The organism is Streptomyces sp. NPDC058289 (assembly GCF_042880975.1).
GTDB classification, from domain to species: Bacteria; Actinomycetota; Actinomycetes; order Streptomycetales; family Streptomycetaceae; genus Streptomyces; species Streptomyces stoeckheimensis.
The window spans coordinates 134,416-157,848 of record NZ_JBHVYI010000002.1 but is presented as its reverse complement, the minus strand read 5'-3'; the positions used below and the strand labels follow the sequence as shown (position 1 = coordinate 157,848).

Here is a 23,433-nt window from a genome sequence, read left to right as displayed (position 1 = left end):
CGGCCCCGCCGCCCGGGGGCTCAGCTCCCCGACAGGGACGACTGCCGTCGGCATTCGGCCACCACCCGGGAGTTGCGCAGCGCGTGCGAGATCCGCACGAGGTCGCGGGGACCGTCGGCGGGCGGCGGGGCCCCCTCGTCGCTGGCCCCGATGACCCGCCCCTCGGGGTCGGCCGCCCGGGCGCGCACGGCGGCCGCGACCATGGCCGCGTCGGCGACGGCCCGCGCGGTCTCCTCGTCGGCGCCGGCGGCGAAGGCCCGCGCGAGGGCGTCGTCCCGGTGGGACTGGTCGAAGTACGGGCCGAGGTGCAGGAAGCCGTCGTGGATGTCCGACTCGCGCTGGATCATCCGCAGCTCCACGGCGGACCACCAGGCCATCCGTACGCTGGGGGCGCCCTTGGGGCCGCAGGCGCGCAGCTCGCGCCAGAGCGTGCCCAGCCGCCGGTACGTGGACCAGTACTGCCAGCTGTCGGACAGCCGCTGGAACACCAGGGGGAGGACGAAGCCGATGGCGCTGACGTTGGCTCCGATGGAGGCGACGGGCGGTGCCACCGAGGTGCTCAGCCAGTCCAGGTCGTGGCCGGTCCAGCGGGCGACGACGGCGGTCATCTTGGTGGCGTCGTAGCAGAGGTTGAAGACGTACCCGATGACGATGATCACGAGGCCGACGCGGAGCCAGCCGCGCACCTGTAGGGACCAGCGCCAGCACATCGCGACCATCACGATGGCGGCCACGTTGTGGGCCACCAGGTAGAGGGCGATCATCTCCCGGGTGAAGGGGGTGTTGGCGTAGTAGGTGTCGAAGTCCCGCAGCCGCTCGACCGGGCTGTCACCGAGGACGAACAGCACCATCAGCGCCACGATCACCACGGAGTAGCCGAGGATCCAGGTGCGCGAGACGCGCCGGGTCTCCTCCGGTGGGCCGCCGCGCCAGTTGACGATGAGCACGAGGCAGGCGGCGCTGAAGGCGGTGATCAGGCAGTAGACGAACGGGGCGGAGAAGTTGGGTACGCCTGTCCAGCGGTTGACCGCCGCGATCGTGGGCGGGGCGGCGAAGGTGAAGACTGCGCCGGCCAAGGTGAGCAGGGCGCAGACCGACCGTAGGAGCGGATCGCGCCAGTTTTTCCGTAGCGTCGGCAGTTTGAAGGCGAGTGCGATCGCCATCGCGGCTGCCGGCGTGTAGTAGTCCTGGCCTTTCAATGGTCGTTCCTGTGCCCCCGGTATCCGAGCGCGGCCTCGATGCGGCCGGCCAGTTGGTCCCGCTGTGCCGGTGCCCGGTGGCTGGCGGATCCGGCCAGCCAGGTCCGGCAGCGGCTGCCCAGCAGCAGACCGAAGGTTTCCGCTTCGGTCTCCTCCTGGACGTCGGCGCGGGTGCGCGCGGCGACGCGCCGCACGGTCTCGCCGATGTCGGCCTCGTCCGTCAGCAGCCGGGCGGCGACGGCGGCGCCGTCGACGTGGTGGCTGCAGTGGCCGGCCTTCATGTGCCACAGCTCGTGCCCGAGGATCACCAGTTGGTGGTCGGGTGCGGTGCGTTCCTCGATGACCACCAGATCGCGGTCCGCCATGTCGAGCCACAGACCGCTGGCCGTTCCCGGCGGGAACGAGGCCATCCGGAAATCCACCCGGCGGCCGCGGTGCTTGCTCATGCCCTCGCAGAGGGCGGCGTAGAGGTCCACGGGCTCCACGGGCGCCGTCAGGCTGATGCCTGCCACCAGCTCCCCGCACAACCGCCGCTGCTCTCTGCCTATGCTCACCGTTCTCCCCGTCGGCGCGGATCCGGATCAGGACTCAAGGATCAGACCCAGACTTTCGACTGGGTCAGGATTCGTTCGGTTTGACGCTTTCGAGGAGCATGTCCAGCCATTCGGTCACCTTGTCCCGGTGCTTGTCGCTGGGCAGTTGAGCGGCTCTCCAGGCGATGCCCCGTACGCCGTGGTTCTGGAGAAGTCTTGCCAGCGGATCGCCCGCCGAAGCGGCCGGAGCGGGTGCGGTTTCCCGGGCACGGCCCGCGAAGTCCTGGAGCAGCTGTTGCTCGGTGCGCTGGAGGGCGTCCGTGAGCGCGTCCGCGTCATGGGCGGTGAGGAATCCGGCGTGCACCCCGAAGAAGCGCTGGATCGCGTCACAGTGTTCCATGGTCGGCCGCCGGTCGCCGTTGATCAGGGCCCCGGCCTGCTGGCGCGACATGGCGGCGCCGTCGGCGATCTCCTGCTGCGTGTAGCGGCGGCCGTTGGGCTTGACGCGGGTGCGCCGCAGGAGGTCGAGGCGCTGGAGGAACCGGGTCTGGAGATCGGGCTCGCCGGCGGGCCGGCCGTCCAGCAGGCTCCGCACCACGTCGGCCGGGACGCCCGAGGCCTCGGAGAGGCGGCGCAGGTCGAAGACCTGGTTCCGGTCGCGGCCCAGCTTGCCCGCGAGTTCTGCGACCCGCGTGACGGTGGCTGCCAGGAGCGTGTTGGCCACCGCGACGGGAGCCGGGAAGCCGTCTGTCACCAGTGGTTCTCCTAGATCGCGCGAGGTCGGGGTACGGGCACGTGGTCGGCCTCTGGAATCTATCCGGTCTCGGTCCGTACGGCTAGAACGTGCCACATCTGTGGCGGGAACGAGCTGCCGAGAGGCTGGAATTGCCACAATAGTTGACACTCGAATGAAGTCGGTAGCAGGATCGCCACACGGAAATGAAGATCCAGACCGTAAGGAAGAGGGGGGAGCTCTCGGTGCCACATCTCGCAGCGGTGGGCCCGTCCGATGGCCTCACCCACATCGGTGGGGAGCGCCTCGCGGGCGAGGAGTCCGCACGCGGCGCCGTGCGGTCGGAGCGACGCAAGGAGATTTTGCGCCAGCGCCGGGAGGAACTGGGGCTGAGCCAGGAAGACCTGGCGGCGCGGCTGCGCATCAGCGTGCGCGCCTACGGGAACTGGGAACGCGGCCTGGTCAAGGAGTGGACGGACCGCAAGCTGCTCGCCCTGGCCGAAGCCCTGGAAATGAGCGAGCGGCAGTGCTTCTGGCTCTTCCGCATCATGGTCGACCGTGACCCGCCGCCCACCTGGCGCGCGGCCGAGGACAGCCGGCTGCCGGACGATCCGGCGCAGCGCGACTACCTGTGCGACTACGCGGCCCTCATGGAGGCCGTGCCCTACCCGAGTTTCCTGGTGGACCACCGCTGGGACGTGGCCCTGACCAACTCGGCGTTCGACCGGCTCTTCCAGTCGGTGCGCCCGCATCCGACCGCCCTGCCGGACGACAACTTCCTGCGCTTCGTGCTGTTCCACCCGGACGCCGCGGCCGTGCTGGAGGACCACGAACCGGCCTGGTGCGTACCGCTGCTGGCCCGGTTCGCGACCGCGCTGGCCGCCGCCCCCGACGACGAGGGGCTGCGCAGCATCCGTCAGGAGGTGGCCCGTGACCCGTTCATGGAGGCCGCCTACCGGTACGGAGTGCCGCACTGGCTGACGACCCACGGGTCCGAGGCCGCCGAACAGGACGGCGCCGTGCGCAGCGTGCGCCACCCGGACCCGGGCTGGGGCCCGGTGCGCTGCCGGATGGTGGCGGAATCCGGCCCGATGCTCGACGGCATGGGACTGACCCGGATGACGCTGGTCCTCTCCACGCCGCAGGGCCTGGCGGCGGGTCCGCTGCCGGGCGGCCCGGGCGCGCAGCAGCACCGGCCGCCGCGGCTGAGGGCCGTGCCGTCGCCGCTGGACTGATCCGGCGGGGGAGACTGGTGCCACGACACCCTGGCACCGGAGCACTGCGAAAGGCGGTAAGGGCGTGCGGCTGACGATCCTCGGCGGAGGCGGATTCCGGGTACCGCTCGTCTACGGTGCCCTGCTCGGCGATCACGCCGAGGGCAGGGTGTCGCACGTGACCCTGTACGACGAGGACTCCGGCCGGCTCCGTGCCATGGCACGGGTCCTTGCGGACCAGGCCGCCGGGATCGCGGATGCCCCGGCCGTCACGGCCACCACCGATCTCGACGATGCCCTGCGCGGCGCCGACTTCGTGTTTTCGGCCATTCGCGTCGGAGGGCTGGAGGGGCGGGCCGCCGACGAGCGGATCGCCCTGGCCGAGGGAGTGCTGGGCCAGGAGACGGTGGGCGCGGGCGGAATCGCCTACGGCCTGCGGACGGTGCCGGTGGCCCGCGAGATCGCGCGCAGGGTGGCCCGTACCGCCCCCGGGGCCTGGGTGATCAACTTCACCAATCCTGCCGGGGTGGTCACGGAGGCCATGGCCGAGGAACTCGGGGACCGGGTCATCGGCATCTGCGATTCGCCGGTCGGCCTCGGGCGGCGGATCGCCCGGCTGCTCGGTGCCCGGCCGGAGGAGGCCTGGATCGACTACGTCGGCCTCAACCACCTGGGCTGGGTGCGCGGGCTGCGGATCGGCGGGCGTGACGAGCTTCCGCGGCTGCTGGCCGACGCGCAGGCGCTGGAGTCCTTCGAGGAGGGCCGGCTGTTCGGCGCCGAGTGGCTGCGCTCGCTCGGCGCGATCCCGAACGAGTACCTGCACTACTACTACTTCAACCGTGACACGGTACGGGCCTACCAGGAGGCCAAGCAGACGCGCGGGGCGTTCCTGCGCGACCAGCAGCGCGGGTTCTACGCCGAGGCGGGGCGGCCGGATCCGGCGCCCGGGGCGGCGCTGGCCGCCTGGGACCGGACCAGGGCCGAGCGCGAAGCCACGTACATGGCCGAGAACCGCGAGGTCGCGGGGGTCGGCGAGCGCGAGGAGAGCGACCTGGAGTCGGGCGGGTACGAGAAGGTGGCCCTCGCCCTGATGCGCGCCATCGCCCGGGACGAGCGCGCCACCCTGATCCTGAACGTCCGCAACCGCGGGACCCTGTCGGTGCTCGACGCCGAGGCCGTCATCGAGGTGCCCTGCCTGGTCGACGCCAACGGGGCCCACCCGGTCGCCGTCGATCCGCTGCCGCTGCACGCGGTGGGCCTGGTGACCTCGGTCAAGGCTGCCGAGCGGGAGGTCCTCGCCGCGGCGGCGAGCGGATCGCGGGCGGACGCGGTCAAGGCCTTCGCGCTGCATCCGCTGGTGGACTCGGTCGGGGTGGCGCGGCGGCTGGTGACCGGGTACGCGGCGGAGCATCCGGGGTTGGGCTACCTGCGCTGACACCCCGTTCACCTGCACCGACGGCCCTCGCGCCCCGCCCGGCGCCCGGGTCGGCGGCACCTCCCCGGATGGGCTAGCGCCGCATGCGGCCGGGCGGGGGCGCTGTGAGAGTGCGAGGTGTGACCACAGCCGAAGGTGCAGCCCCCGCCCCGTCCGCCGCGGCACCGCCCGTCCTCGACCGGCGCTCGCGCAACATCGTGTTCGGCACGATCATGCTCGGCGTGCTGCTGGCGGCCCTGGACCAGACCATCGTGGGCACGGCGCTGCCGACGATCGTGGCGGACCTCGGCGGCGGGGACCACATGTCCTGGGTCGTGACCTCGTACCTGCTCACCGAGACGGTCGCGACCGTGCTCGTCGGCAAGTTCGGCGACCTCTTCGGCCGGAAACTGGTCTTCCAGGTCTCCGCCATCGTCTTCATCACCGGCTCGTTCCTGTGCGGCCTCGCGAGCAACATGACCCTGCTCATCGTGTGGCGCGGCATCCAGGGCATCGGCGCCGGCGGGCTGATGGTCACCGCGATGGCACTCATCGCCGATGTGGTCCCCCTGCGCGAACGCGGGAAGTACCAGGGCGCGATCGGCGCCGTCTTCGGCGTCGCGACGGTGATCGGGCCACTGCTCGGCGGACTCTTCACCGACCACCTGACCTGGCGCTGGGCGTTCTACGTCAACGTGCCGATCGCGATCCTGGTCGTGGTGGCGGCCGCGAAGACGATCCCCTCCGTACGCGCCGTCGGCAAGCCGGTCATCGACTACCTGGGCATCGCGATGGTCGCGATCGGCGCGAGCGCGCTGATCCTGGCCACGAGCCTGGGCGGGAACGAGTACGCCTGGAGCTCGCCGCTCATCGTCGGGCTCTTCGTCGGCGGTGTCGTGGCACTGGCGCTGTTCTGCCTGGTGGAGGTGCGCGCCGCACAGCCGATGCTGCCGATGCGGCTGTTCCGCAACCCCGTCTTCTCGGTCTGCTCCGTCCTCAGTTTCGTCGTCGGCTTCGCGATGCTCGGCGCGATGACCTTCCTGCCCACGTACCTGCAGTACGTGGACGGGAACTCGGCCACCGTCTCGGGCGTACGGACGCTGCCGCTGGTCATCGGCCTGCTGATCGCGTCGGTCTTCAGCGGGAACGTCACGAGCAAGACCGGGCACTACCGGATCTTCCCGATCGTCGGCAGCGCCGTGATGGGCCTCGGGCTCTACCTGCTGTCGCGGATGGGACCGGAGTCCGGCGCCTGGTTGGAATCCCTGTACATGTTCGTCCTCGGCACCGGCATCGGCCTGTGCATGCAGGTGCTGACCATCGCCGTGCAGAACACCGTGGACTACGCCGACCTCGGCACCGCGACCTCGGGCGTCACCTTCTTCCGTACGCTCGGCAGCGCCTTCGGGACCGCCGTCTTCGGCACGATCTACGCCAACACCCTGAAGCCCGCGCTGGCGAAGGGGGTGGAGGAGGCCGCGCGCGCCACCGGACAGGACCCGCAGCAGCTGGGCGTCGCGGCGCAGAGCCCGCAGGGCGTGCACGGCCTGGATCCGGCGGCGGCCGGGCCGGTCATCAACGCGTACGCGGACACCCTGCACACGGTGTTCCTGTGGACCGTGCCGGTGGCGGTGGTCGGATTCGTCGTCGCGCTGTTCCTCAAGCAGGTCAAACTGCGCGACAGCGCACGGGCGGGTTCCACGGACATGGGCGACGGCTTCGGCTCGCCCGCCACGGCCTCCGGCGACTCGGCGAAGCTGCTGGAACTGGCGGTCGGCAAGCTGGTGCGGAGCATGGGGCCGGAGACGGCGCGCGGGATCGTGAACTCCTCGGACACCCGGCTGGACATGGCGGGCGCGTGGGCGGTGATGCAGGTGGACCTGATGACCCGCACCGTCGGTTACGCGAGCCTGGGACTCATCGCCTCGCGCCGGCACCTGCCCCCGGAGGTACTGCTGCCGGTCTTCGAACGGATGGTGGACGAGGGCTACATGACGCGCCAGAACGGCTTCTACACGCAGACCCCGGCGGGGGAGCGGGAAGCGGGCGTCATCTCGGACGCGTGGGCCACGTGGCTCGGCGACCAGCTGGAGAAGGACCGGGGCCGACCGCGCAGCGCGGAGCTGCGGGCCGCGGCGGACGCGATCGCCAAGCGCCTGCTGGCGGAGGACCTCGGGGACGGGAACTTCGCCCCGCGCGCGATGGCGAGGCGGCTGTAGCGCGGACCGGGGAACTCCCCGGCGGGCGTGGACGTCTGGTGGGGAAACGGGTTCTACGGGTTCTACGGGTGTGGGGGTGCCGGGATGCGGATCACGCTGGCTGAAGAGATCATGCTGCTGTCGCTGGACGACGAGTCCGGGTCGGTCAAGCAGCGGCAGTCGGTGGGATGGGCCGTGGCGGGCGCCCTTCTGCTCGAACTGGTGCTCGCGGAGCGGGTGCGGGTCTCGGGCAAGTATCTGGAGCTGGTGGACGCCCCGCCCACGGGGGAGGAACTGCTCGACGGCCGGATCGAGTCGATACGGGCCTGGATGCGCGGCCGGAGCAAGCGCCGGGTCGGCGAGTGGCTGACGAAGGACCAGGCCAAGGCCGTCGGCGCGGTCGTGGAGCGGCTGAGCGGGCGCGGGGTGGTCGTGGAGGAGCGGCGCAAGGCGCTCGGGGTGTTCCCGGTGCGGCGCTACCCGGAGGCCGACGGCACGATCGAGCGCGAACTGCGCGAGCGGCTCGCCGCCGCGGTCTCCAAGGGCGCGGAAGCGGACGAGCGCACCGCGAGCCTCATCACGGTGATCCACGCCGCCGGCCTGCACGGCCTGGCCTTCCCGGGAGCCCCGCGCAAGGAGATCACCGCACGCACGGCGGCGATAGCCGACGGGCAGTGGGCGGCCGAGAGCATCCGCACCGCGATCCGTGACATGCAGATGGCGATGGCCGTGATCTCCGTGGCCACGGTGGTGAGCGTGAGCTGACGCCGGCCGCCGCGCCGGGCCGGACGGCCGGGATACCTACGGAATCAGGCCCGAATCGGACCCGAATCCACCCCGTACGGGGTGGACAGCGGGTACTTGTAGTACGTGTGCGATCGCCCGGGCGCGTCCCCGGGCGTACCGATGGGCAGGTCGCCGAAGGCGGCCCTGTACCGCTGGGCCACGGCGCGGCGCCGGTCGGTCCAGCCGACTGCCGGAATGATCGCCGGAGAGTTCCACGCGCGCCGCGTGCTCGGCCGAACGAGGAGTTGATCAACTGGACATCACACCGCCGCTGATCCGTTCGAAGCGTACGCGCCGTCGACGCCGACGGGATGTGGACACCGGTGCGCGGTCGGCCGTCAGCGGGGCCCCGGATCGTCCGCCGGGCCCGATGCGGCGGTGGTCGGATAGTCGTACGACGGTACGTGCGGCAGGTGCGGCGTCAGGTCGGGCCGCCAGGCGCGCAGGGCCGCCGCGGACGGGGCGTAGAGGGCCGCCGGGAACTCGGCCGGGGCGAACCAGGACCAGCGGGCGATCTTGTGGGGCTCGGTGACCGTGGCGGTGCCCTCGGCCGCCGAGGTGACGGCCGCGGCCGTCAGCCGGGTCATGTCGGAGTCGGCGTCGAGCAGGATGGAAACGATCCGGATCCCCTCGGGGGCGGCCCGCAGCGCGGTCTCCTCGGCCAGTTCACGGGCGGCCGCCTGCTCGAAGCCCTCCCCGGGGTCGACCTTGCCGCCGGGCAGTTCCCAGCGCCCGTCGTGCGCCTGGCCGAGCAGCACCCGGCCGTCGGGGGCGACCACGACCACGCCGACTCCGACGACGGCATGGGGGCGGGGGACGGCGCGTGCGGTGGGTTCGCCGGGTTCCGTGCTCATGGGCGTCCTTCGGTGGATCGGTGGATCGATGGCTCGGTGGGCCGGGGCGGCGCGCGGAGCGGCCCGGCTGTGACCTTACGTCCCGGCCGGCCGTGCGGGTTTCGGCCGGGCGCCGCCCGCGCAGGCTTCTCGCGGTCCGATCGTCGTACGGCGCATCGGTTCGTCGACTCACCGGTCGACCGCTTCATCGGTCCGATCGGATCAAGGGGGCTCCATGGCACACGTGCTGGTCGTCGGCGGGGGCACTGCGGTGAGGCCGGCTTCGAGGAGGGTGCTGCCGACCCGGTGGCAGGAGCGGTCGGGGCGCCGTCGCCGACCCCGGCTCCGCGGGAGGTGAAGACCTCGCTGCCACAGCCGCTGAGCGTCGCCACGGCGAGTTCACTCCGGTGCACGGCTCCCGCTCCGCCCGGCCGCGCAACGGGCCTCAGGTCGTCTTCGGGCTCAGGACCTCCGCGAGGTCGTAGCCGACGACCTCCTCCAACTGGGCGTACGTACAGCTCCGCGGCTCCCGGTCCGGCCGCATGCGGCGGAACTGCGCGGTGTGCCGGAACCGGTCGCCCTCCATGTGGTCGTAGGCCACCTCGCAGACCCACTCGGGGCGCAGCGGTACCCAGGACAGGTCCTTCTTCCCGGTCCAGCGGCTCTGCGCTCCGGGCAACCGGGCACTCTCGTGGGCGGACTCCTCGGCCCATGCGGCCCACGGGTGCCCCGTGGGGTCGGGCATCCGGAGCGGTTCGAGCTCGTCGATCAGCTCGGCGCGGCGCTTCATCGGGAAGGCGGCGCAGACGCCCACGTGCTGGAGCGTGCCGTGGGCGTCGTACAGCCCCAGAAGCAGCGATCCGACAATCGGACCGCTCTTGTGGAAACGGAAACCCGCGATGACGACATCGGCCGTACGCTCGTGCTTGATCTTGAACATGAGGCGGGCGTCGGGCCGGTAGGGGAGATCGAGGGGTTTGGCGACGACCCCGTCGAGCCCGGCGCCCTCGAACCGATCGAACCACTCCCGTGCGAGCGCGGGGTCGGTGGTCGCGGGCGCGAGGTGTACGGGGGGCCGGGCGGTGGAGAGCATGCGGGTCAGGGCGGCGCGGCGGTCGGCGAGCGGCGTGTCGAGGAGGGCCTCGTCGCCCAGCGCGAGCAGGTCGAAGGCCACGAACGAGGCCGGGGTCGTCTCGGCGAGCAGTTTCACCCGGGAGGCGGCGGGATGGATCCGCTCACTGAGCCGGTCGAAATCGAGGCGCGCGCCCTGGATGACGACGATCTCGCCGTCGACGACGCAGCGGTCGGGCAGATTCGCCTTCAGAGCCGCCACCAGTTCGGGAAAGTACCTGGTCAGGCTCTTGCCGGTGCGGCTGCCGAGCTCGATCTCGTCCCCGTCCCGGTGGACGATCGCGCGGAAGCCGTCCCACTTGGCCTCGTACTGCATGCCCGGGGGGATCGTGGACACGGATTTGGCGAGCATCGGCTTCACGGGTGGCATGACCGGCAGATCCATGTCTCCGATTCTGGGGCGGTACGCCCGGACCCGCTCGGTGTGCGGGGCCGGGCGGGTCCGCCTACCGTGGCGCACATGGGTGCAGCGGGCAAAGCGATCGAGCTGGAGGTGGGCGGCCGGGCCGTCCGGCTGTCCAGCCCGGACAAGGTGTACTTTCCCGAGCGCGGCCTCACCAAGGGGGACGTGGCCGCCTACTACCTCGCGGTCGCGGACGGGATCACCCGCGCCCTGCGCAACCGGCCCACGACCCTGGAGCGGTTCCCGGACGGGGTGGAGGGCGAGTCCTTCTTCCAGAAGCGGGCCCCGAAGAACCTGCCCGACTGGATCCCCACCGCCCACATCGCCTTCCCGAGCGGACGCACCGCCGACGAGATCTGCCCGACCGAGCCGGCCGCCGTCCTGTGGGCCGCCAACCTGGGTTGTCTCACCTTCCACCCCTGGCCGGTCCGTCGGGACGACACCGACCGTCCCGACGAGCTGCGCATCGACCTGGACCCGCAGCCGGGCACCGACTATCACCACGCGGTCGCCGTCGCCCATGAACTGCGCGTACTGCTGGAGGAGTTGGGCCTGCGCGGCTGGCCCAAGACCTCGGGTGGCCGCGGCCTGCACGTGTTCGTGCCGATCGCACCGCGCTGGACCTTCACGGAGGTCCGCAGGTGCGCCATCGCGATCGGCCGGGACCTGGAGCGCCGGATGCCGGGCAAGGTCACCACCGCCTGGTGGAAGGAAGAGCGCGGCGAGCGGATCTTCGTCGACTACAACCAGACGGCGCGCGACCGCACCATCGCCTCCGCGTACTCCATTCGTCCGCGCCCGCACGCCCCCGTCTCCGCGCCGCTGCGCTGGGACGAGCTGGACGAGGCGGAGCCGCGCGATTTCGACATCGTGACGATGCCGGCCCGTTTCGCGGAACTGGGAGACCTGCACGCGGACATGGACGAGCACGCCTTCGCCCTGGACGCCGCGCTGGAACTGGCCGACCGCCACGAACGCGACCACGGCCTCGGTGACATGCCGTACCCCCCGGACTACCCGAAGATGCCGGGCGAGCCCAAGCGCGTCCAGCCGAGCCGCGCGAAGCACGAGGACTGAACCGAGTTCCACGGAACCCCGAGAGCGCTCCTCAACCTTCTGTACTGGTCCCGGTTTCCTTCCCGGTCAGTCAGACTCTGGACTGCGCATGACGCAGCCGGGACTCAGGGGAGGTAGACCGTGGAGGCGATACGCAGGGCTGTCACGCGAGATCACCTGGCAGGCGTCGCGCGTGCGGCTCTGGGCACCGGGCGTCGCCTCGTGGGCGTCTCGCGGCTCCGGGGTGGAAGCAAGAAGGGCGTGTACCGCCTCGCCCTCGACGACGACTCGACCGCCATCGTCTACATCTGGGACGACGCCGAGAACTACTGGCCCACCGCACAGGCCGACGGGGCCGAGCATCACGCGGACCTGTTCTCTCCGGCCTCCGGCATCGAGCTGTTCGAGGCCGCCCACCGGCAGCTGGACGCCCTGGGGATCCGCACGCCCCGGATTCGCCTGGCCGACCGCACCAGGAGCCACTACCCGGCGGACGTCGCCGTGGTCGAGGACGTGCCCGGGGAGAATCTGGAAACGCTGCTCCGCCAAGACCCTCGCAGCGCGGGAACGACCATGGCGCGACTCGCCGAGGCACTCGGGGCGATGCAGCGGCACCAGGGTCCACGTTTCGGAAAGGTCGCCCTGATCGACAAGGGCGGCACGTCCGAGGGCAGCTCGTGCGAGCAGGTCGTCCTCGACCGTGCACTCGAGGACCTCGTCGAAGCCGCTTCGCGCGACATGCGGATCACACGCTCCCGCGACCGCCTGGAGAACGTGCTGCGCACACTGGCCACCGCCGTGCGCCCGCGCGCACGGCACGGGCTCACTCACGGGGAACTCGGGCCGGACCACGTGCTCGTGGACCGGGACGGGCATCCGGTCCTCATCGACATCGAGGGACTGATGTTCTTCGACATCGAGTGGGAGCACGTGTTCCTGCGACTGCGCTTCGGCGAGCACTACCACTGGTTGGACCGCGGCGACCTCGACGAACAGCGCCTGACGTTCTACATGCTGGCGATGCGCCTGTCCCTCGTTGCCGGTCCGCTGCGGCTCCTCGACGGTGACTTCCCCGACCGTGACTTCATGATCGGCATCGTGGAGCACAATCTTCGAGAGGCGCTCGCCTTCCTGCCTTCGGAGTCGGTTTAGGTCCGTGGAAGGCGGCGCAGGGCGGCGGTGAAGGCGGAGTCGCGGTGTGCGTCGAACTCCTCCTGCGTGAAGACCGGGGTGGTGACGTCGACCGGGATGCCCGGACCGTCGAAGGTCTTCCCGGTACGGGTGAGGAACTGCTCGTTGGGCAGGCCGAGTTCCCAGCCGTTGGGGAGGGTGCGGCCGAGCACGTCGGAGAAGACCCCCTGGGTCGGCTCGCCGATGCGCACCGTCCGGCCGGGGCGCTCCAGGAGGGCCTGGGTGAAGGTCTCGCCCGCGCTCACGGTGGAGCCGCCGGTGAGCACGGCGACCGGTCCGGTGTAGCGGGGGCCCCGCGCGGGCTGGACGTACAGGGGTTGCGGGCGGGTGAACCGGGTCGCGTCGTCGGGGTCGTTGCGCACGCGCTTGGCGTAGGCGAAGTACGGGCGGTCCGTGAGCCGGGCGGCCAGGCGCAGGCCGAGCTCGTCGGAGCCGCCGCCGTTGATGCGCAGGTCGATGACCAGGCCGCGCAGGCGGGCGGTGCGCTCGGCGGTGAAGACGCTCTCCAGGACACGATCGAGCTCGGCGCTCTCGGAGGCGAAGTCACCGCTCTCGGTGTAGCCGCCGAAGCCGGAGAGGCGCAGGTAGCCGCGGCCGTCGGGCAGGTCGGCGTAGGAGATGCGTCCCTGGGCGAACTCCTGCGGGGCTCGTCCGTTGAGGTCCACCTCCTGGATGTACGCCTTGACGCGGGTCTCGAGTTCGAGGGTCGGCATCACGGTGCCCGGGCGCACCTCGCCGAAGAACCGGTCGTCGCCGCCGAAGAGGTGGACGTGTGCGTCGTGCAGCGGGGCGAGCATCTCCTTGAAGACGGCGAAGAGTTCGTCCTCGGTGGTGCCGGCGTGTACGCGAGGGCGGTGGCTCTCGCGCACTGCGTTCCAGTCGACGCCCTTGGCGGCGAAGAAGGGGTAGTTCTCCGCGAAGGTCTGCCAGAACACGTCGAAGGTGGCGACCGGGTCCGCGGCGGGGCCGGGCTCCTGGGCCCCGCGGCACCGCTCGGGCAGGGAGGCGAGGCGGCGGGCCGCGCGGTCGCCGACCGAGCCCTCGACGTGCACCGATCCGGGGCGCACGGTCAGCACCTCGCCGTCCTCGGTGGCGTAGCGGAAGGCTGCGGAGCTCCCGCTGTCCGGTACCCGCCGCGCGCTCGAGCCGGGCAGACAGCTGATCCCGGTGACCTGGTACTCCTGGAGCCGTCCGGACTCCACGCGGAGCACGGTGCCGTAGCCGTCGAGCCGCCAGATCCCGACCGGCCCGACCGGCCCGGCGGGTGAGCGGCCCGCGGTGGCGGTGGCGGCCGCGGCGGGACCGGCTGTGGCGACCACGAGGGCGAGGAGCAGCGCCGCCGCGGCCGCGCGCCGGTGAGTGCCCGTGCGCGTACCTGTCCCCGTGCCGGTCCGTGTGTCTGTGCCCGTGCGTGTGCGTGTGCGTGTGCCGGTCATCGTGCTGTCCCCGTTCGCCGCCGAAGTCCCTTGACCCGTCACAGGATCCGCGCCGGCCGTGGGGCGGGGACATCCGGCCGCCCACCCGATCCGGGGTGGGGCTACCCCCCGAATCCGGTCGGCCGACCGGCGAGGGTGGGTCATCAAAGTCCTTGATGGCGACCGCAGTTCGCCTGGTCGGTGGATCAACGTGGACTACCTTCGGTGGCGAGGGCAGCCGCACAGGAAGAGGGTTCGCGTGATCCACTCATAACAACACGAACGATCGTGCTAATATCTCTTCACCACCCTGACCCGCCAGCGCCGTCTGGCCACTCTGAGGAGATCCGGAGAACCGGGCATGCACCCCATGGCTTCACTCCTGAGCACCACCCTCAACATCACCGCCCGGGTCGCCCCGGGCCCCGTCGGGCGGGTGGCGTTCGCGCTGTTCGTGCGGCCGCTCGGCCGGCCGAAGGTGAAGCCGGGCGAAGCCGAGGTCATGGCCCGGGCCGTGACCGGGCGGCTCGTCGTGGACGGGATACCCGTGACCACGTACCGCTGGGGCGACGGCGACCGGCCGGTTCTCATCGTGCACGGCTGGACCTCGCGCGCCTCGCGCTTCGCCGGGTTCGTCGAGGCGCTGCTGGCCGAGGGCCGGACCGTGGTCTCCTTCGACGCACCCGGTCACGGCACGTCCGGCGGCCGGGCCACCACCATCCTCCGGCAGCGCGAGATCATCCGCCGACTGCGGGCGCAGTACGGGGAGTTCTCGGCCGTCCTGGCCCACTCCTTCGGGGTGGTGTCCACCTTCTTCGCCCTGCGGGACGGGATCCGCGCCGACCGGATCGTCGGTATCGGCGCCATCGCCGACTTCGACTTCCTCGCCGCGCGGTTCCGCGCGATGCTGGGCGTGAACCAGGCCGTCGAGGACGCCATGCGGCGTCACATCCAGCGCCGGCTCTTCCCGGCCGAGCCCGACGTCTGGCCCCGCTTCGACGCGTGCCACCGCCCCGAGGAGGTCCCCTCGGAGATCCTGCTCGTGCACGACGCGGACGACGACACCGCGGCCCCCACCCAGTCCCGCGCCATCGCGGCGGCCTACGGGGAGCGGGCCCGCCTGATCGAGACGAGCGGACTCGGCCACCGCCGCATCCTCCTCGACCCGGAAGTCATCGCCGCCGCCGTCGAGTTCCTGAACGCACCCCCGTCGCAGACCCGTGCGGCGAGCCCGGCCGAGACCGCAGGAGCCACCCGATGACCTCCACCCGTCCCGAATCCGGCGCGCCCGCGTCCGTCGCCGCGTCGGGCTCCGCGACGGGATCCGCGCAAGCGTCCGTCGCCGCGCCCGGCTCCGCTCCCGTGCCTGCCCCTGCATCCGCGTCCGCCTCCGGGCAACCCGCCGGGGCCGGGGGCGGCCCCGGGGGCGGGCAGGTGCTTGCGCTGGCCAGTGCCGTCACCTTCCTGGCCTTCCTCGACGCCACCGTCGTCAACGTCGCCTTCCCCGACCTGCGCCGGGCCTTCCCCGAGGTGTCGCTGGCCCGCCTGACCTGGGTCGTCAGCGCCTACGCCGTCCTGTTCGCCGCCCTGCTCGCCGCGGCCGGCCGGCTCGCGGACACCCTGGGCCGCCGCGCCCTCTTCCTCGGCTCGACCCTCGCCTTCACCCTGACCTCGCTCGCCGCCAGCGCGGCCCCCACCGCCGAACTGCTCATCCTGGCCCGCGCCCTCCAGGGGGCTGCCGCAGCCGGGATGATCCCCGCCGCGCTGGGCCTCGTACTCGCGCACACGCCGCCCGCCCGCCGGGCCGCCGCCCTCGGCGCCTGGTCCGCGGCGGGCGGACTGGCCGCCGCCGTCGGCCCGAGCATCGGCGGGCTGCTCGTCGAGTGGTGGGACTGGCGCGCGATCTTCCTCATCAACGTCCCGCTCGGCCTGGCCGTCGGCTGGGCCGCGGCCCGCATCCTCCCCGAGGAGCCGCGCACCGGACGCCGGTTCCCCGACCCCGTCGGTACGACGGCCCTCGCCCTCGGCATCGGGGGAGTGGTGGCCGGGCTCTCCCAGGGCACGGAGTGGGGCTGGACCGATCCCAAGGTGCTCGTCCTGGTCATCGGCGGGACCCTGGCGGGCACCCTCGCGCTGCGCCGCTCGCGCAGTCATCCCGCCCCGGCCGTCGACCGGGACCTGTGGCGCGACCCGCTGTTCGCCCGCGCCAACATCGGTGCCCTGCTCTTCGGCGTCGCCATGTACGCGTGGCTGCTGATGGCCCCGTCCTACCTCGTCGAGCGCTGGGACTACTCGGTCCTGCAAGCCGGCTTCGGCGTCACACCGGGCGCCGTCCTCGCCATGGCCGGCGCGCTCTTCGTCGGCCGCCGGGTCCCCGCCCGCTTCCAATGGGCCGCCGTCACCGTCGGATCGCTGCTCTTCGCCGCCAACGCCCTGCTGCTGTGGGGCTGGGTCGGGGAGTCCACCTCGTACGGCCAGATCTTCCTGCCCGCCGCACTCCTCGGCGGTCTCGGCATCGGAGCCGTGCTGACCGCGCTCTCGACCACGGCCTCGGCCGGACTCCCGCCGCAGCGCTTCGCGGCCGGTACCGGCCTGCTGATGACGGCCCGCCAGCTCGGCGGGGCGCTCGGAGTCGCCGGTACGGCTGCCCTGCTCACCGGGGGCGGCCCCGGCGACCACTGGCGCGGGATCTTCCTGCTGATCGCGCTCTCCGCGCTCGCCGCGGCGGTCGCGGGCGCCGCGATGCGGCTCAGCGCCCGGTCGCGGCCGGCGCGGTCGCGGCCGGGAGGCTGACGGCCGGAGCGTCGCCGGCGGAGAAACCGGCGACCGGGAACGCGAGTACGGGCGGCCGCTCCGGGAGTTCCCCCGGGGCGGCCGTCGCCGCGCGCAGTCGGGCGAGGATGCCCCGCGCGGCCCGGTCGTAGGCCGTGGTGTCCTCGTGCAGCACGGAATGCGCGTTGGCCAGCTCCATCATCGCCATGATCTCGAAGGCGAGCTGCTCGACGGCCTCGACGTCGGCCCCGGCCGACTCGCGGAACCCGCCCGCCAGCCGAGCCTCGTCGAGCAGCCGCTCGATGTACCGCGTCCAGTCTCCGTTGATCTTGGCGATCTCGTCGTGGACGGGCCCGGGGCGCGAGTCGAACTCGGCGGCGGCGGAGTAGAAGAAGCAGCCGCCGGGGAAGACCCGGCGGCCGGAGTAGTCCAGCCAGCTCTCGCACAGCCGCCACACCTTGGCGAGTCCGGCGGGCTCGTCCCGTACGGGCTGTACGACCTGCTCGACGAAGACGGCCCGGGCGGCCTGCACGGTGGCGAGCTGCAGCTCCTCCTTGGACCCGAAAAGGGCGAACACGCCGCTCTTGCTCAGCCCCAGATCCGTGGCGATCTTCCCCAGGGACAGCCCTTCCAGGCCGTCCACCGAGGCGATGCTCATCGTCCGTTCCAGGACGGTCCGCCGGGTCTGGTTCCCACGCTCCACGCGTCCGTCTGCCATGTCGCCATGGTACCGAAGTCATCGCACGCACGGTCGTTCACTCTGTGCTGTTGATCAGGCGTTGATCGGACGTCCATCACCGGCGGACAGGCTCTGCGGCATGTCGATGAACACCACCGCTACCGATGCCGCCACCGCCGCCCCGGCCTGGTACGAGCTCGCGCTCTGCGCCCAGACGGGCCCGGGCTTCTTCTTCCCGGAACCCGGCTCCTCGCTGCGCGACGCGAAGCGGCTGTGCGGGGCCTGCGAGGGCCGCAAGGCCTGCCTGGACTACGCCCTGACCAACGACGAACGCTTCGGCGTCTGGGGCGGCCTGTCCGAATCCGAGCGCCAGGCCCTGCGCCGCCGGCCCTGACCCGGACGCCGGGCCCTGCGCCGCCGGCCCCGACCCGGACGACGGGCCGCAGCCGCACGCTCCCCGAAGGGCGGTGGCGTCACCCCAGCAGTTCCAGGATCCGCGAGGTCCCGGCGCCGCCCGGCGGCCCCGGCGGCCGGGGCCTGGGATCGGTGAAGGCGATCGTGTGCGCGACCGCCTCCAGGATGGCGGTGTACGCATCGGCGTGCTCGGTGGCCGCGCTGGTGAGGTCGAGCAGGAAAAGGTGACGTCCCTCCGGATGCGCCGTGACGGCCCTGGCCTGGAACAGTCCCCGGTCGGTGTCGGCACCGGCACCGGAGGCGGGGAAGACCCCGCAGACCAGGGCGCACGGGAGGCCCGATGCCAGGTCGACGAACCTGCGCGTCGAGCCGCTCCCGGGGGCCGACCGGGCGAGGGCCAGGGCCGTACGCGCCACACCGGCCCCGGCGCCGGCTCCGGACCCGGCCTCGTCGGCGGGCCGGACGGAGAGGGAGAACAGCGAGGTGGAGACGGCATCCGGGCCCTCGGGGTGGAGACCGACCGCGGTGTGGACCAGGTGCAGGCCGGGCTGACCGGCGAGTTCGTCGAGGTGGTCCATCAGCCGGGCGAGCTGCGACCCCGCACCGGTTCCGGCAGCCCGACCGGCATCCGCATCCGTGCCGTTGCCTAAGCCGCCCAGGGCCCCCAGGGCTTCGGCGATCTCTTCCAGGGCGCCCCGGTCCTCGGGGCCGATGTCGTGGAACCCGGGAGGCAGCCGGAACCAGACGGGCGGGACGGCGCAGTTCGTCACGGCTGCACCAGCGTCCAGAGGCGGGCCGACTTCGCGACCGTGGACGGACCGTCCTCCACGACGAGACGGGTGCCGTCCACGGCGGTGGAACCGCGGTCCACGGCGGTGTCGTCACCGGTGTAGTCGGCTGCGGCCGTGGCCGCTCCGGTGGTGGCCACGGCCACCCCCACCCGTTCCCTGACCTCGGGTGTCGACGACCGCAGCGCCCACGCGGCGAGCGGGCTCTCCACCTTCCGCAGCTCGTCCGCGGTGTTCCACGTCGTGCGGGCGAAGGCGCCCGCGCCCGGCGAGACACCCGCCAGGGCGCCGGCCTCCGGGACCGCCATGGCCGCGCGGGCCGCGACCGTACCGGCCCTCGCGCCCGAGGCGACCGCGGCCACGCCCGGAACGGCGCCGAGGCCGTCGCCGAGCAGGGTCACGCCGTTCTTCCAGAACGCGGCGTCGAACTTGCCCCGGGTGAAACCCTCGGTCAGCGGCTTGCGGAAGCCGGGGTCCGCGAGGTGCGCGGTCAGGGCGGCCAGCGAGAGGCCGCCCGCGACCAGCATGACCGCCATCCCGGCCGGCGGGAAGAAGAGGGCGATGCCCGCACCGGCGGCTCCCAGAATGGCCGCGGCGTTCGAGAGGGCGTCGGCCGGGTCGTCGACGATCTTGTTCCAGACCGACTCCAGCATTCCGGGCTCCTTCGGCGCCAGCCGCTCCGCCGTCGCGGTCAGCGTGTGCGCCACCCTGCGGGCCGCCGCCGAGTGCTCCGAGGCCAGTTCGCGAGCCAGGCGGCGGGCGTCGGTGAGGGCCTCCTCGGTGGTGGCCGCGGCGGCCAGGGAGGCGTAGCGCGAGGCCAGGGTGCGGTGGGCGGCCAGGGTGTCGTGCCAGCCGGTCAGCCTGCGCGCCGCCTCCGCCAGGGAGGTGTGGGCCGCATGGAGGTGGCGGGGGAGCTCCCGCGACAGCGAGGCGCGGAAGGCGGTGGCGGCCTCGCCCTGCCAGGCCGAGCTGTGGGAGACCAGGGCGTCGACGACGCGGGAGGTCTCCGCGAGGCAGTCCGCCGAGGAGCGGAGCTTCTTCGCCAGGGCCCGTACCGCGTCGGGGCTCCCCGGGGCCGGGTCGAAGCCGAGCGCGGAGAAATCGGCCGCGGGGGAGCCGGCCGAGCGGGAGCCGGGCACGGGAGCGTCAGTCACGGGCGGACGCCGCCTGCCGGAAGGCCGCGCGGATGGCCTCGTCGAGCTCCGCGTACTCGGCGGCGCTGCGGCGCACGCCCTCGCGTACGGCCTTGATCCGCCCGGCGAGCTCCTTGGTGCCGTGGCCCCATCTTTCCTGGAAGCCGTCGCACGCCGCGTCGAGGTCCGCCGTGCCCAGCTGGTCGGCCCGTACGTGGTCCAGCTCCCGCCGGGCCTCGCGCAGCGCGGCCAGCGAGGTGTCCAGGGCGTTGGTGAGGCGGGCCAGCTGGTCGATCTCGACCTGGAGCGGCGTCATGGCGGTCATGACGCGAAACCCTGGCAGAGCGGGGCTCTGCCAGGGCAATCGTCGTCACCCGCCCGAGCGAGCGGAAACCGGTCAGGTCGGCAGGCGCGGGGCGATCGGGCGGCGCGCCCGGGCCGTGCGCCCGGTCGGCGCGATCAGGCGGTGGGCTCTGGCGGTGCGATCTGGTGTCGGCTCGGGCGGTGCGTTCAGCCGGTGCGATCAGGCCTTGCGGGCCGCGATGCGCGCCGCGCGGGCGGCCAGCCGCTCGTCGAACTTGCGGGCCTCGGAGTCCAGGCCGTCCATGAAGAGACCCAGCTCCTCCTGGGCCTTCTGCCCGTCGGGGCCGAGGCCGTCGATGTCCATGATCTTCAGGAAGCGGATCACGGGGCTCAGCACGTCGTCGTGGTGGATCCGCAGGTTGTAGACCCCGCCGATCGCCATCTGCGCGGCCATTCGCTCGAAGCCGGGCATCCCGTGTCCGGGCATCCGGAAGTCGACCACGACGTCCCGTACGGCCTTCATCGTGAGGTCGGGGGCGAGCTCGAAGGCCGCGCCCAGCAGGTTGCGGTAGAAGATCATGTGCAGGTTCTCGTCCTGCGCGATGCGGGCCAGCATGCGGTCGCAGACCGGGTCACCGGACTGGTGGCCGGTGTTGCGGTGCGAGATGCGGGTCGCGAGCTCCTGGAAGGCCACGTACGCCACGGAGTGGAGCATCGAGTGGCGGTTGTCGGACTCGAAGCCCTCCGACATGTGCTGCATCCGGAATGCTTCGAGCTTGTCCGGGTCCACGGCGCGCGAGGCCAGCAGGTAGTCGCGCATGACGATGCCGTGACGGCCCTCCTCGGCGGTCCAGCGGTGCACCCAGGTGCCCCAGGCGCCGTTGCGGCCGAAAAGCGAGGCGATCTCGTGGTGGTAGCTGGGGAGGTTGTCCTCGGTCAGCAGGTTCACGACGAGCGCGATCTTGCCGATCTCGGTGACCTTGGACTGCTGCGGGTCCCAGGCTTCGCCATCCTCGAAGAAACCGGGGAAGTTCCGGCCGTCGCTCCACGGGACGTACTCGTGGGGCATCCAGTCCTTGGTGACCTTCAGATGGCGGTTGAGTTCCTGCTCGACCACCTCTTCCAGCGCGAACAGCAGCTTGGCGTCCGTCCACGCCTCCGAGCTGCCGAGGTGGGGAGAGGTGATCGTCACGGGTACTCCTGAGTGCAAAGAGACTTACCTACGGTTCCGTAGCCTACGGAGTCGTAGGTTAAGCGCGACATCAAGACCAGCCAAGCCCCAGAGGGACCTCTGTCCGGTTACATCCCGTTATCTGTGCAGTTTGAGGGGGGTATGGAGTGGCCTGAAGGGACTAAGGTCACGCCAGAAGGTGGTCCGCGGCTCCCGCCTTGACGGCCGAGATCAGCGCGCGCAGCGCATCGATCGAGTCGGTGACGTAGGCGGCGGAGTCGGTGGTTCCGATGTACGCCTTCCCCTCGGCGTCCCGCCCGAAGCGGAAACAGTTCGCCCCCTCGCTGCAGAATGCCTCGTCCCAGGCGATGCCGGCCGTCGCCGACGGGGTCGCTGCGGTGGTCGCGGTCGTGGTCGTCGTGCCCATGTCGTTCTCTCGTCTCCTCGTCGGATCCGGTCAGGTGGTCAGTCGGCCGGTCGGCCGGTCGGCCCGGTCAGAGGGTCTGCGCGATGGTGCGGATGAAATCGCGGGAGTCGCGGGCCGGCAGCGCCAGGGAGCGCAGCCGCTCCAGCAGGCCCCGGTAGCGGAGCAGCTTCATCTGCGAATCCAGCAACATCGAGCCGTGCGAACTGTCCAGCTGCACGGTGTCCAGCTCGCTGATCGTGGCGGCCGCGTACGTGAAGGACTGGCCGGCGCCGGGGAACCCACCGGCGGTGAACGGAATCACGCGCACGGTCGTACGCGCCCGCTCCGACTGCTCCAGTATGTGTTCGAGCTGCGCCCGGGCCACCTTCGGGCCGCCGAACTGCATGCGCAGCGCGGCCTCGTGCACCACGGCCTCGTACAACGGCGGTGCCTCGCGGGCGAACACCTGCTGGCGGTGCATCCGCAGGGCGAGCCGCGCCTGCAGGTCGGGCTCGGGCAGCGGCGGGTCGGCGGTGTCGAAAACGGCCCGCGCGTGCGCCTCGGTCTGCAGCAGCCCGGGTATGTGCGTGGTCACGGCGGTGTGCAACTCGACGGAGTGGTGCTCCAGTTCGCAGATGTCCAGGAGCGCGGGCGGCAGCATCCCCCGGTGCTGCTCCCACCATCCCTTCTCGCGCTCCTGGGCCATGGAGGCGAGCAGGTCGACCAGCCCCGTGTCGGGGCAGTCGTAGTTGAAGGCGAGGGTGCGGACACGCTCGGCGCCGATGGCGATCCGGCCGGATTCGATGTTGGGGATCCTGGTGCGGTCCACCCCCATGAGCGCCGCGGCCTGCTGCACCGTCATGCCCGACTGCTCGCGGAGTTTGCGCAGCTCGGAGCCCAGGCGCTGCTGGCGCGCGGTCGGTGTACTCCTCGGTGGCACGGGTCCCCTCTCCTCCGGCCGGGGGCATGCGGGAGCATCCTCACGAGTCCGGAAATGCCCTGAGAAAACATCAAGTGGTCGTACAAGTAGTAGCACTGTGCACCACGTTGCGCTACGGTCGGTAGCGCAAGTCTCACACGGGGCGACCTTCAGCTCTTGTATGACCACACGGCCATCAGTGCATTCAGCACCTCAGAACCTTGGAGCAGCACGATGACGGGCACCCTCCGTGGCCTGCGGTCGGTCCACGAGTTCCGGCACGCCCCGCCAGGGGCGGAGAAACTGAGCTACTCCATAGGCCTGCCGGGCGGCGCCCACTGCGCGGGCAGCGCCCGAGGTGCCCTGCGGTCCCTGCTCGACCGGCACGGACTGCCCGACCTGTGCGACAACGCGGCCCTGGCCGCCTCCGAACTCGTGGCCTGCGCCTACCGGTTCACGCCCGACAAGGAGATGGTGCTCAAGGTCCGCTGGCAGTTCGACGCGCTGCGGATCGTCGTCTTCGACCAGCACCCGGCGCACTCCTCGCCCGAGGCGAGCGAGGAGTGCCGGCGCCGGCGCAGCCGCGGGATGTGGCTGCTGTCGGCGGTGGTCGAGGCCTGCGGCGGGGACTGGGGGCTCACCCCGGTGCTCACCCCGATGGGCGGCACCAAGTCCTGGGCCTTACTGCCCTTGCCGCGTTAGCGCAGGTGCCCGCTGGTGCAGGTACCGGCCGGTGCAGATA

The 23,433-nt window shown here is 72.0% G+C and carries 23 protein-coding genes; 10 read left to right on the top strand and 13 right to left on the bottom strand.

Annotated features, from left to right (window positions below):
• Positions 1-20: 20 nt before the first annotated feature.
• The 3 genes from ACFVX6_RS01600 to ACFVX6_RS01590 all read right to left on the bottom strand — a co-directional run bounded on the left by ACFVX6_RS01600 (position 21) and on the right by ACFVX6_RS01590 (position 2,486).
• Positions 21-1,199 (bottom strand): MAB_1171c family putative transporter, encoded by a 1,179-nt coding sequence (locus tag ACFVX6_RS01600; protein WP_389686823.1) that lies wholly within the window; start codon positions 1,197-1,199, stop codon positions 21-23.
• Positions 1,196-1,753, bottom strand: a complete 558-nt coding sequence (locus ACFVX6_RS01595) for a toxin-antitoxin system, toxin component (RefSeq protein WP_382973132.1) — start codon at positions 1,751-1,753, stop codon at positions 1,196-1,198. The genes ACFVX6_RS01600 and ACFVX6_RS01595 overlap by 4 nt, the downstream gene beginning before the upstream one ends.
• A gap of 64 nt (positions 1,754-1,817) precedes the next feature.
• On the bottom strand, positions 1,818-2,486 hold the full coding sequence (locus tag ACFVX6_RS01590; RefSeq protein WP_274550379.1) for a helix-turn-helix transcriptional regulator: 669 nt from the start codon (positions 2,484-2,486) through the stop codon (positions 1,818-1,820).
• 224 nt (positions 2,487-2,710) lie between these two features.
• Between ACFVX6_RS01590 and ACFVX6_RS01585 the strand changes: the two genes are divergently transcribed.
• The 4 genes from ACFVX6_RS01585 (at position 2,711) to ACFVX6_RS01570 (ending at position 8,056) form a co-directional block, all read left to right on the top strand.
• The gene (locus ACFVX6_RS01585) at positions 2,711-3,700 is read left to right on the top strand and encodes a helix-turn-helix domain-containing protein (RefSeq protein ID WP_389686821.1); all 990 of its coding nucleotides are present in this window, start codon (positions 2,711-2,713) and stop codon (positions 3,698-3,700) included.
• A gap of 64 nt (positions 3,701-3,764) precedes the next feature.
• The gene (locus tag ACFVX6_RS01580; RefSeq protein ID WP_389686819.1) at positions 3,765-5,114 is read left to right on the top strand and encodes a 6-phospho-beta-glucosidase; all 1,350 of its coding nucleotides are present in this window, start codon (positions 3,765-3,767) and stop codon (positions 5,112-5,114) included.
• Positions 5,115-5,233: 119 nt separating this feature from the next.
• Positions 5,234-7,312, top strand: a complete 2,079-nt coding sequence (locus ACFVX6_RS01575) for an MDR family MFS transporter (protein WP_389686817.1) — start codon at positions 5,234-5,236, stop codon at positions 7,310-7,312.
• A gap of 84 nt (positions 7,313-7,396) precedes the next feature.
• Complete coding sequence (locus ACFVX6_RS01570; RefSeq protein ID WP_389686815.1) at positions 7,397-8,056, top strand: GPP34 family phosphoprotein; 660 nt, start codon at positions 7,397-7,399, stop codon at positions 8,054-8,056.
• Positions 8,057-8,415: 359 nt separating this feature from the next.
• On the opposite strand, the gene ACFVX6_RS01565 is transcribed toward ACFVX6_RS01570, so the two are convergent.
• Positions 8,416-8,931: an NUDIX hydrolase gene (locus tag ACFVX6_RS01565; protein ID WP_389686813.1), complete on the bottom strand. Its 516-nt coding sequence runs from the start codon at positions 8,929-8,931 to the stop codon at positions 8,416-8,418.
• 424 nt (positions 8,932-9,355) lie between these two features.
• Positions 9,356-10,426, bottom strand: a complete 1,071-nt coding sequence (locus ACFVX6_RS01560) for an ATP-dependent DNA ligase (protein WP_389686811.1) — start codon at positions 10,424-10,426, stop codon at positions 9,356-9,358.
• A 75-nt stretch (positions 10,427-10,501) separates the two neighbouring features.
• On the opposite strand from ACFVX6_RS01560, the gene ligD reads away from it, so the two are divergent.
• Positions 10,502-11,521: a non-homologous end-joining DNA ligase gene (gene ligD / locus ACFVX6_RS01555; RefSeq protein ID WP_389686809.1), complete on the top strand. Its 1,020-nt coding sequence runs from the start codon at positions 10,502-10,504 to the stop codon at positions 11,519-11,521.
• A gap of 129 nt (positions 11,522-11,650) precedes the next feature.
• Entirely contained in the window at positions 11,651-12,652 is a 1,002-nt protein-coding gene (locus tag ACFVX6_RS01550; protein WP_389686916.1) for a phosphotransferase family protein, read from the top strand.
• Here the strand turns inward: ACFVX6_RS01550 and ACFVX6_RS01545 are convergent.
• Positions 12,649-14,010: a S41 family peptidase gene (locus tag ACFVX6_RS01545; protein ID WP_389686807.1), complete on the bottom strand. Its 1,362-nt coding sequence runs from the start codon at positions 14,008-14,010 to the stop codon at positions 12,649-12,651. The genes ACFVX6_RS01550 and ACFVX6_RS01545 overlap by 4 nt on opposite strands.
• Positions 14,011-14,476: 466 nt before the next feature.
• On the opposite strand from ACFVX6_RS01545, the gene ACFVX6_RS01540 reads away from it, so the two are divergent.
• Both ACFVX6_RS01540 and ACFVX6_RS01535 read left to right on the top strand, forming a co-directional pair.
• A complete protein-coding gene (locus ACFVX6_RS01540) occupies positions 14,477-15,367 on the top strand; it encodes an alpha/beta hydrolase (RefSeq protein WP_389686805.1) in 891 nt (296 codons plus the stop codon).
• Positions 15,364-16,899 (top strand): DHA2 family efflux MFS transporter permease subunit, encoded by a 1,536-nt coding sequence (locus ACFVX6_RS01535; RefSeq protein ID WP_389686803.1) that lies wholly within the window; start codon positions 15,364-15,366, stop codon positions 16,897-16,899. The genes ACFVX6_RS01540 and ACFVX6_RS01535 overlap by 4 nt, the downstream gene beginning before the upstream one ends.
• Here the strand turns inward: ACFVX6_RS01535 and ACFVX6_RS01530 are convergent.
• The gene (locus ACFVX6_RS01530) at positions 16,856-17,596 is read right to left on the bottom strand and encodes a TetR/AcrR family transcriptional regulator (RefSeq protein ID WP_389686801.1); all 741 of its coding nucleotides are present in this window, start codon (positions 17,594-17,596) and stop codon (positions 16,856-16,858) included. The genes ACFVX6_RS01535 and ACFVX6_RS01530 overlap by 44 nt on opposite strands.
• Before the next feature lie 100 nt (positions 17,597-17,696).
• Between ACFVX6_RS01530 and ACFVX6_RS01525 the strand changes: the two genes are divergently transcribed.
• Complete coding sequence (locus tag ACFVX6_RS01525; protein ID WP_389686799.1) at positions 17,697-17,951, top strand: WhiB family transcriptional regulator; 255 nt, start codon at positions 17,697-17,699, stop codon at positions 17,949-17,951.
• 79 nt (positions 17,952-18,030) lie between these two features.
• Here the strand turns inward: ACFVX6_RS01525 and ACFVX6_RS01520 are convergent, their stop codons facing one another.
• The 6 genes from ACFVX6_RS01520 to ACFVX6_RS01495 form a co-directional block, all read right to left on the bottom strand.
• Positions 18,031-18,741 carry a hypothetical protein gene (locus tag ACFVX6_RS01520; protein ID WP_389686797.1) on the bottom strand — a complete coding sequence of 237 codons (711 nt, stop codon included), beginning with the start codon at positions 18,739-18,741 and terminating at the stop codon, positions 18,031-18,033.
• Entirely contained in the window at positions 18,738-19,913 is a 1,176-nt protein-coding gene (locus ACFVX6_RS01515) for a hypothetical protein (protein WP_389686795.1), read from the bottom strand. Before ACFVX6_RS01515 ends, ACFVX6_RS01520 begins: the two co-directional genes overlap by 4 nt.
• Positions 19,906-20,217, bottom strand: coding sequence for a hypothetical protein (locus ACFVX6_RS01510; protein ID WP_382973098.1), 312 nt, complete (start codon positions 20,215-20,217; stop codon positions 19,906-19,908). The genes ACFVX6_RS01515 and ACFVX6_RS01510 overlap by 8 nt, the downstream gene beginning before the upstream one ends.
• Before the next feature lie 198 nt (positions 20,218-20,415).
• Positions 20,416-21,387, bottom strand: a complete 972-nt coding sequence (locus ACFVX6_RS01505; protein ID WP_389686793.1) for an acyl-ACP desaturase — start codon at positions 21,385-21,387, stop codon at positions 20,416-20,418.
• A gap of 166 nt (positions 21,388-21,553) precedes the next feature.
• Positions 21,554-21,793 (bottom strand): hypothetical protein, encoded by a 240-nt coding sequence (locus ACFVX6_RS01500; RefSeq protein WP_389686791.1) that lies wholly within the window; start codon positions 21,791-21,793, stop codon positions 21,554-21,556.
• Between the two features lie 67 nt (positions 21,794-21,860).
• Positions 21,861-22,712, bottom strand: a complete 852-nt coding sequence (locus tag ACFVX6_RS01495) for a helix-turn-helix domain-containing protein (RefSeq protein ID WP_389686789.1) — start codon at positions 22,710-22,712, stop codon at positions 21,861-21,863.
• A gap of 213 nt (positions 22,713-22,925) precedes the next feature.
• On the opposite strand from ACFVX6_RS01495, the gene ACFVX6_RS01490 reads away from it, so the two are divergent.
• The gene (locus ACFVX6_RS01490; protein WP_389686787.1) at positions 22,926-23,393 is read left to right on the top strand and encodes an ATP-binding protein; all 468 of its coding nucleotides are present in this window, start codon (positions 22,926-22,928) and stop codon (positions 23,391-23,393) included.
• The last annotated feature ends 40 nt before the right edge of the window (positions 23,394-23,433 follow it).

Coding starts and splice junctions, on each gene's coding strand:
- ACFVX6_RS01540 (WP_389686805.1), top strand. CDS start 14,477: ATGGCTTCACTCCTGAGCACCACCCTCAACATCACCGCCCGGGTCGCC.
- ACFVX6_RS01560 (WP_389686811.1), bottom strand. CDS start 10,426: ATGGATCTGCCGGTCATGCCACCCGTGAAGCCGATGCTCGCCAAATCC.
- ligD (WP_389686809.1), top strand. CDS start 10,502: ATGGGTGCAGCGGGCAAAGCGATCGAGCTGGAGGTGGGCGGCCGGGCC.
- ACFVX6_RS01525 (WP_389686799.1), top strand. CDS start 17,697: ATGTCGATGAACACCACCGCTACCGATGCCGCCACCGCCGCCCCGGCC.
- ACFVX6_RS01510 (WP_382973098.1), bottom strand. CDS start 20,217: ATGACCGCCATGACGCCGCTCCAGGTCGAGATCGACCAGCTGGCCCGC.
- ACFVX6_RS01535 (WP_389686803.1), top strand. CDS start 15,364: ATGACCTCCACCCGTCCCGAATCCGGCGCGCCCGCGTCCGTCGCCGCG.
- ACFVX6_RS01565 (WP_389686813.1), bottom strand. CDS start 8,931: ATGAGCACGGAACCCGGCGAACCCACCGCACGCGCCGTCCCCCGCCCC.
- ACFVX6_RS01500 (WP_389686791.1), bottom strand. CDS start 21,793: ATGGGCACGACGACCACGACCGCGACCACCGCAGCGACCCCGTCGGCG.
- ACFVX6_RS01490 (WP_389686787.1), top strand. CDS start 22,926: ATGACGGGCACCCTCCGTGGCCTGCGGTCGGTCCACGAGTTCCGGCAC.
- ACFVX6_RS01570 (WP_389686815.1), top strand. CDS start 7,397: ATGCGGATCACGCTGGCTGAAGAGATCATGCTGCTGTCGCTGGACGAC.
- ACFVX6_RS01530 (WP_389686801.1), bottom strand. CDS start 17,596: ATGGCAGACGGACGCGTGGAGCGTGGGAACCAGACCCGGCGGACCGTC.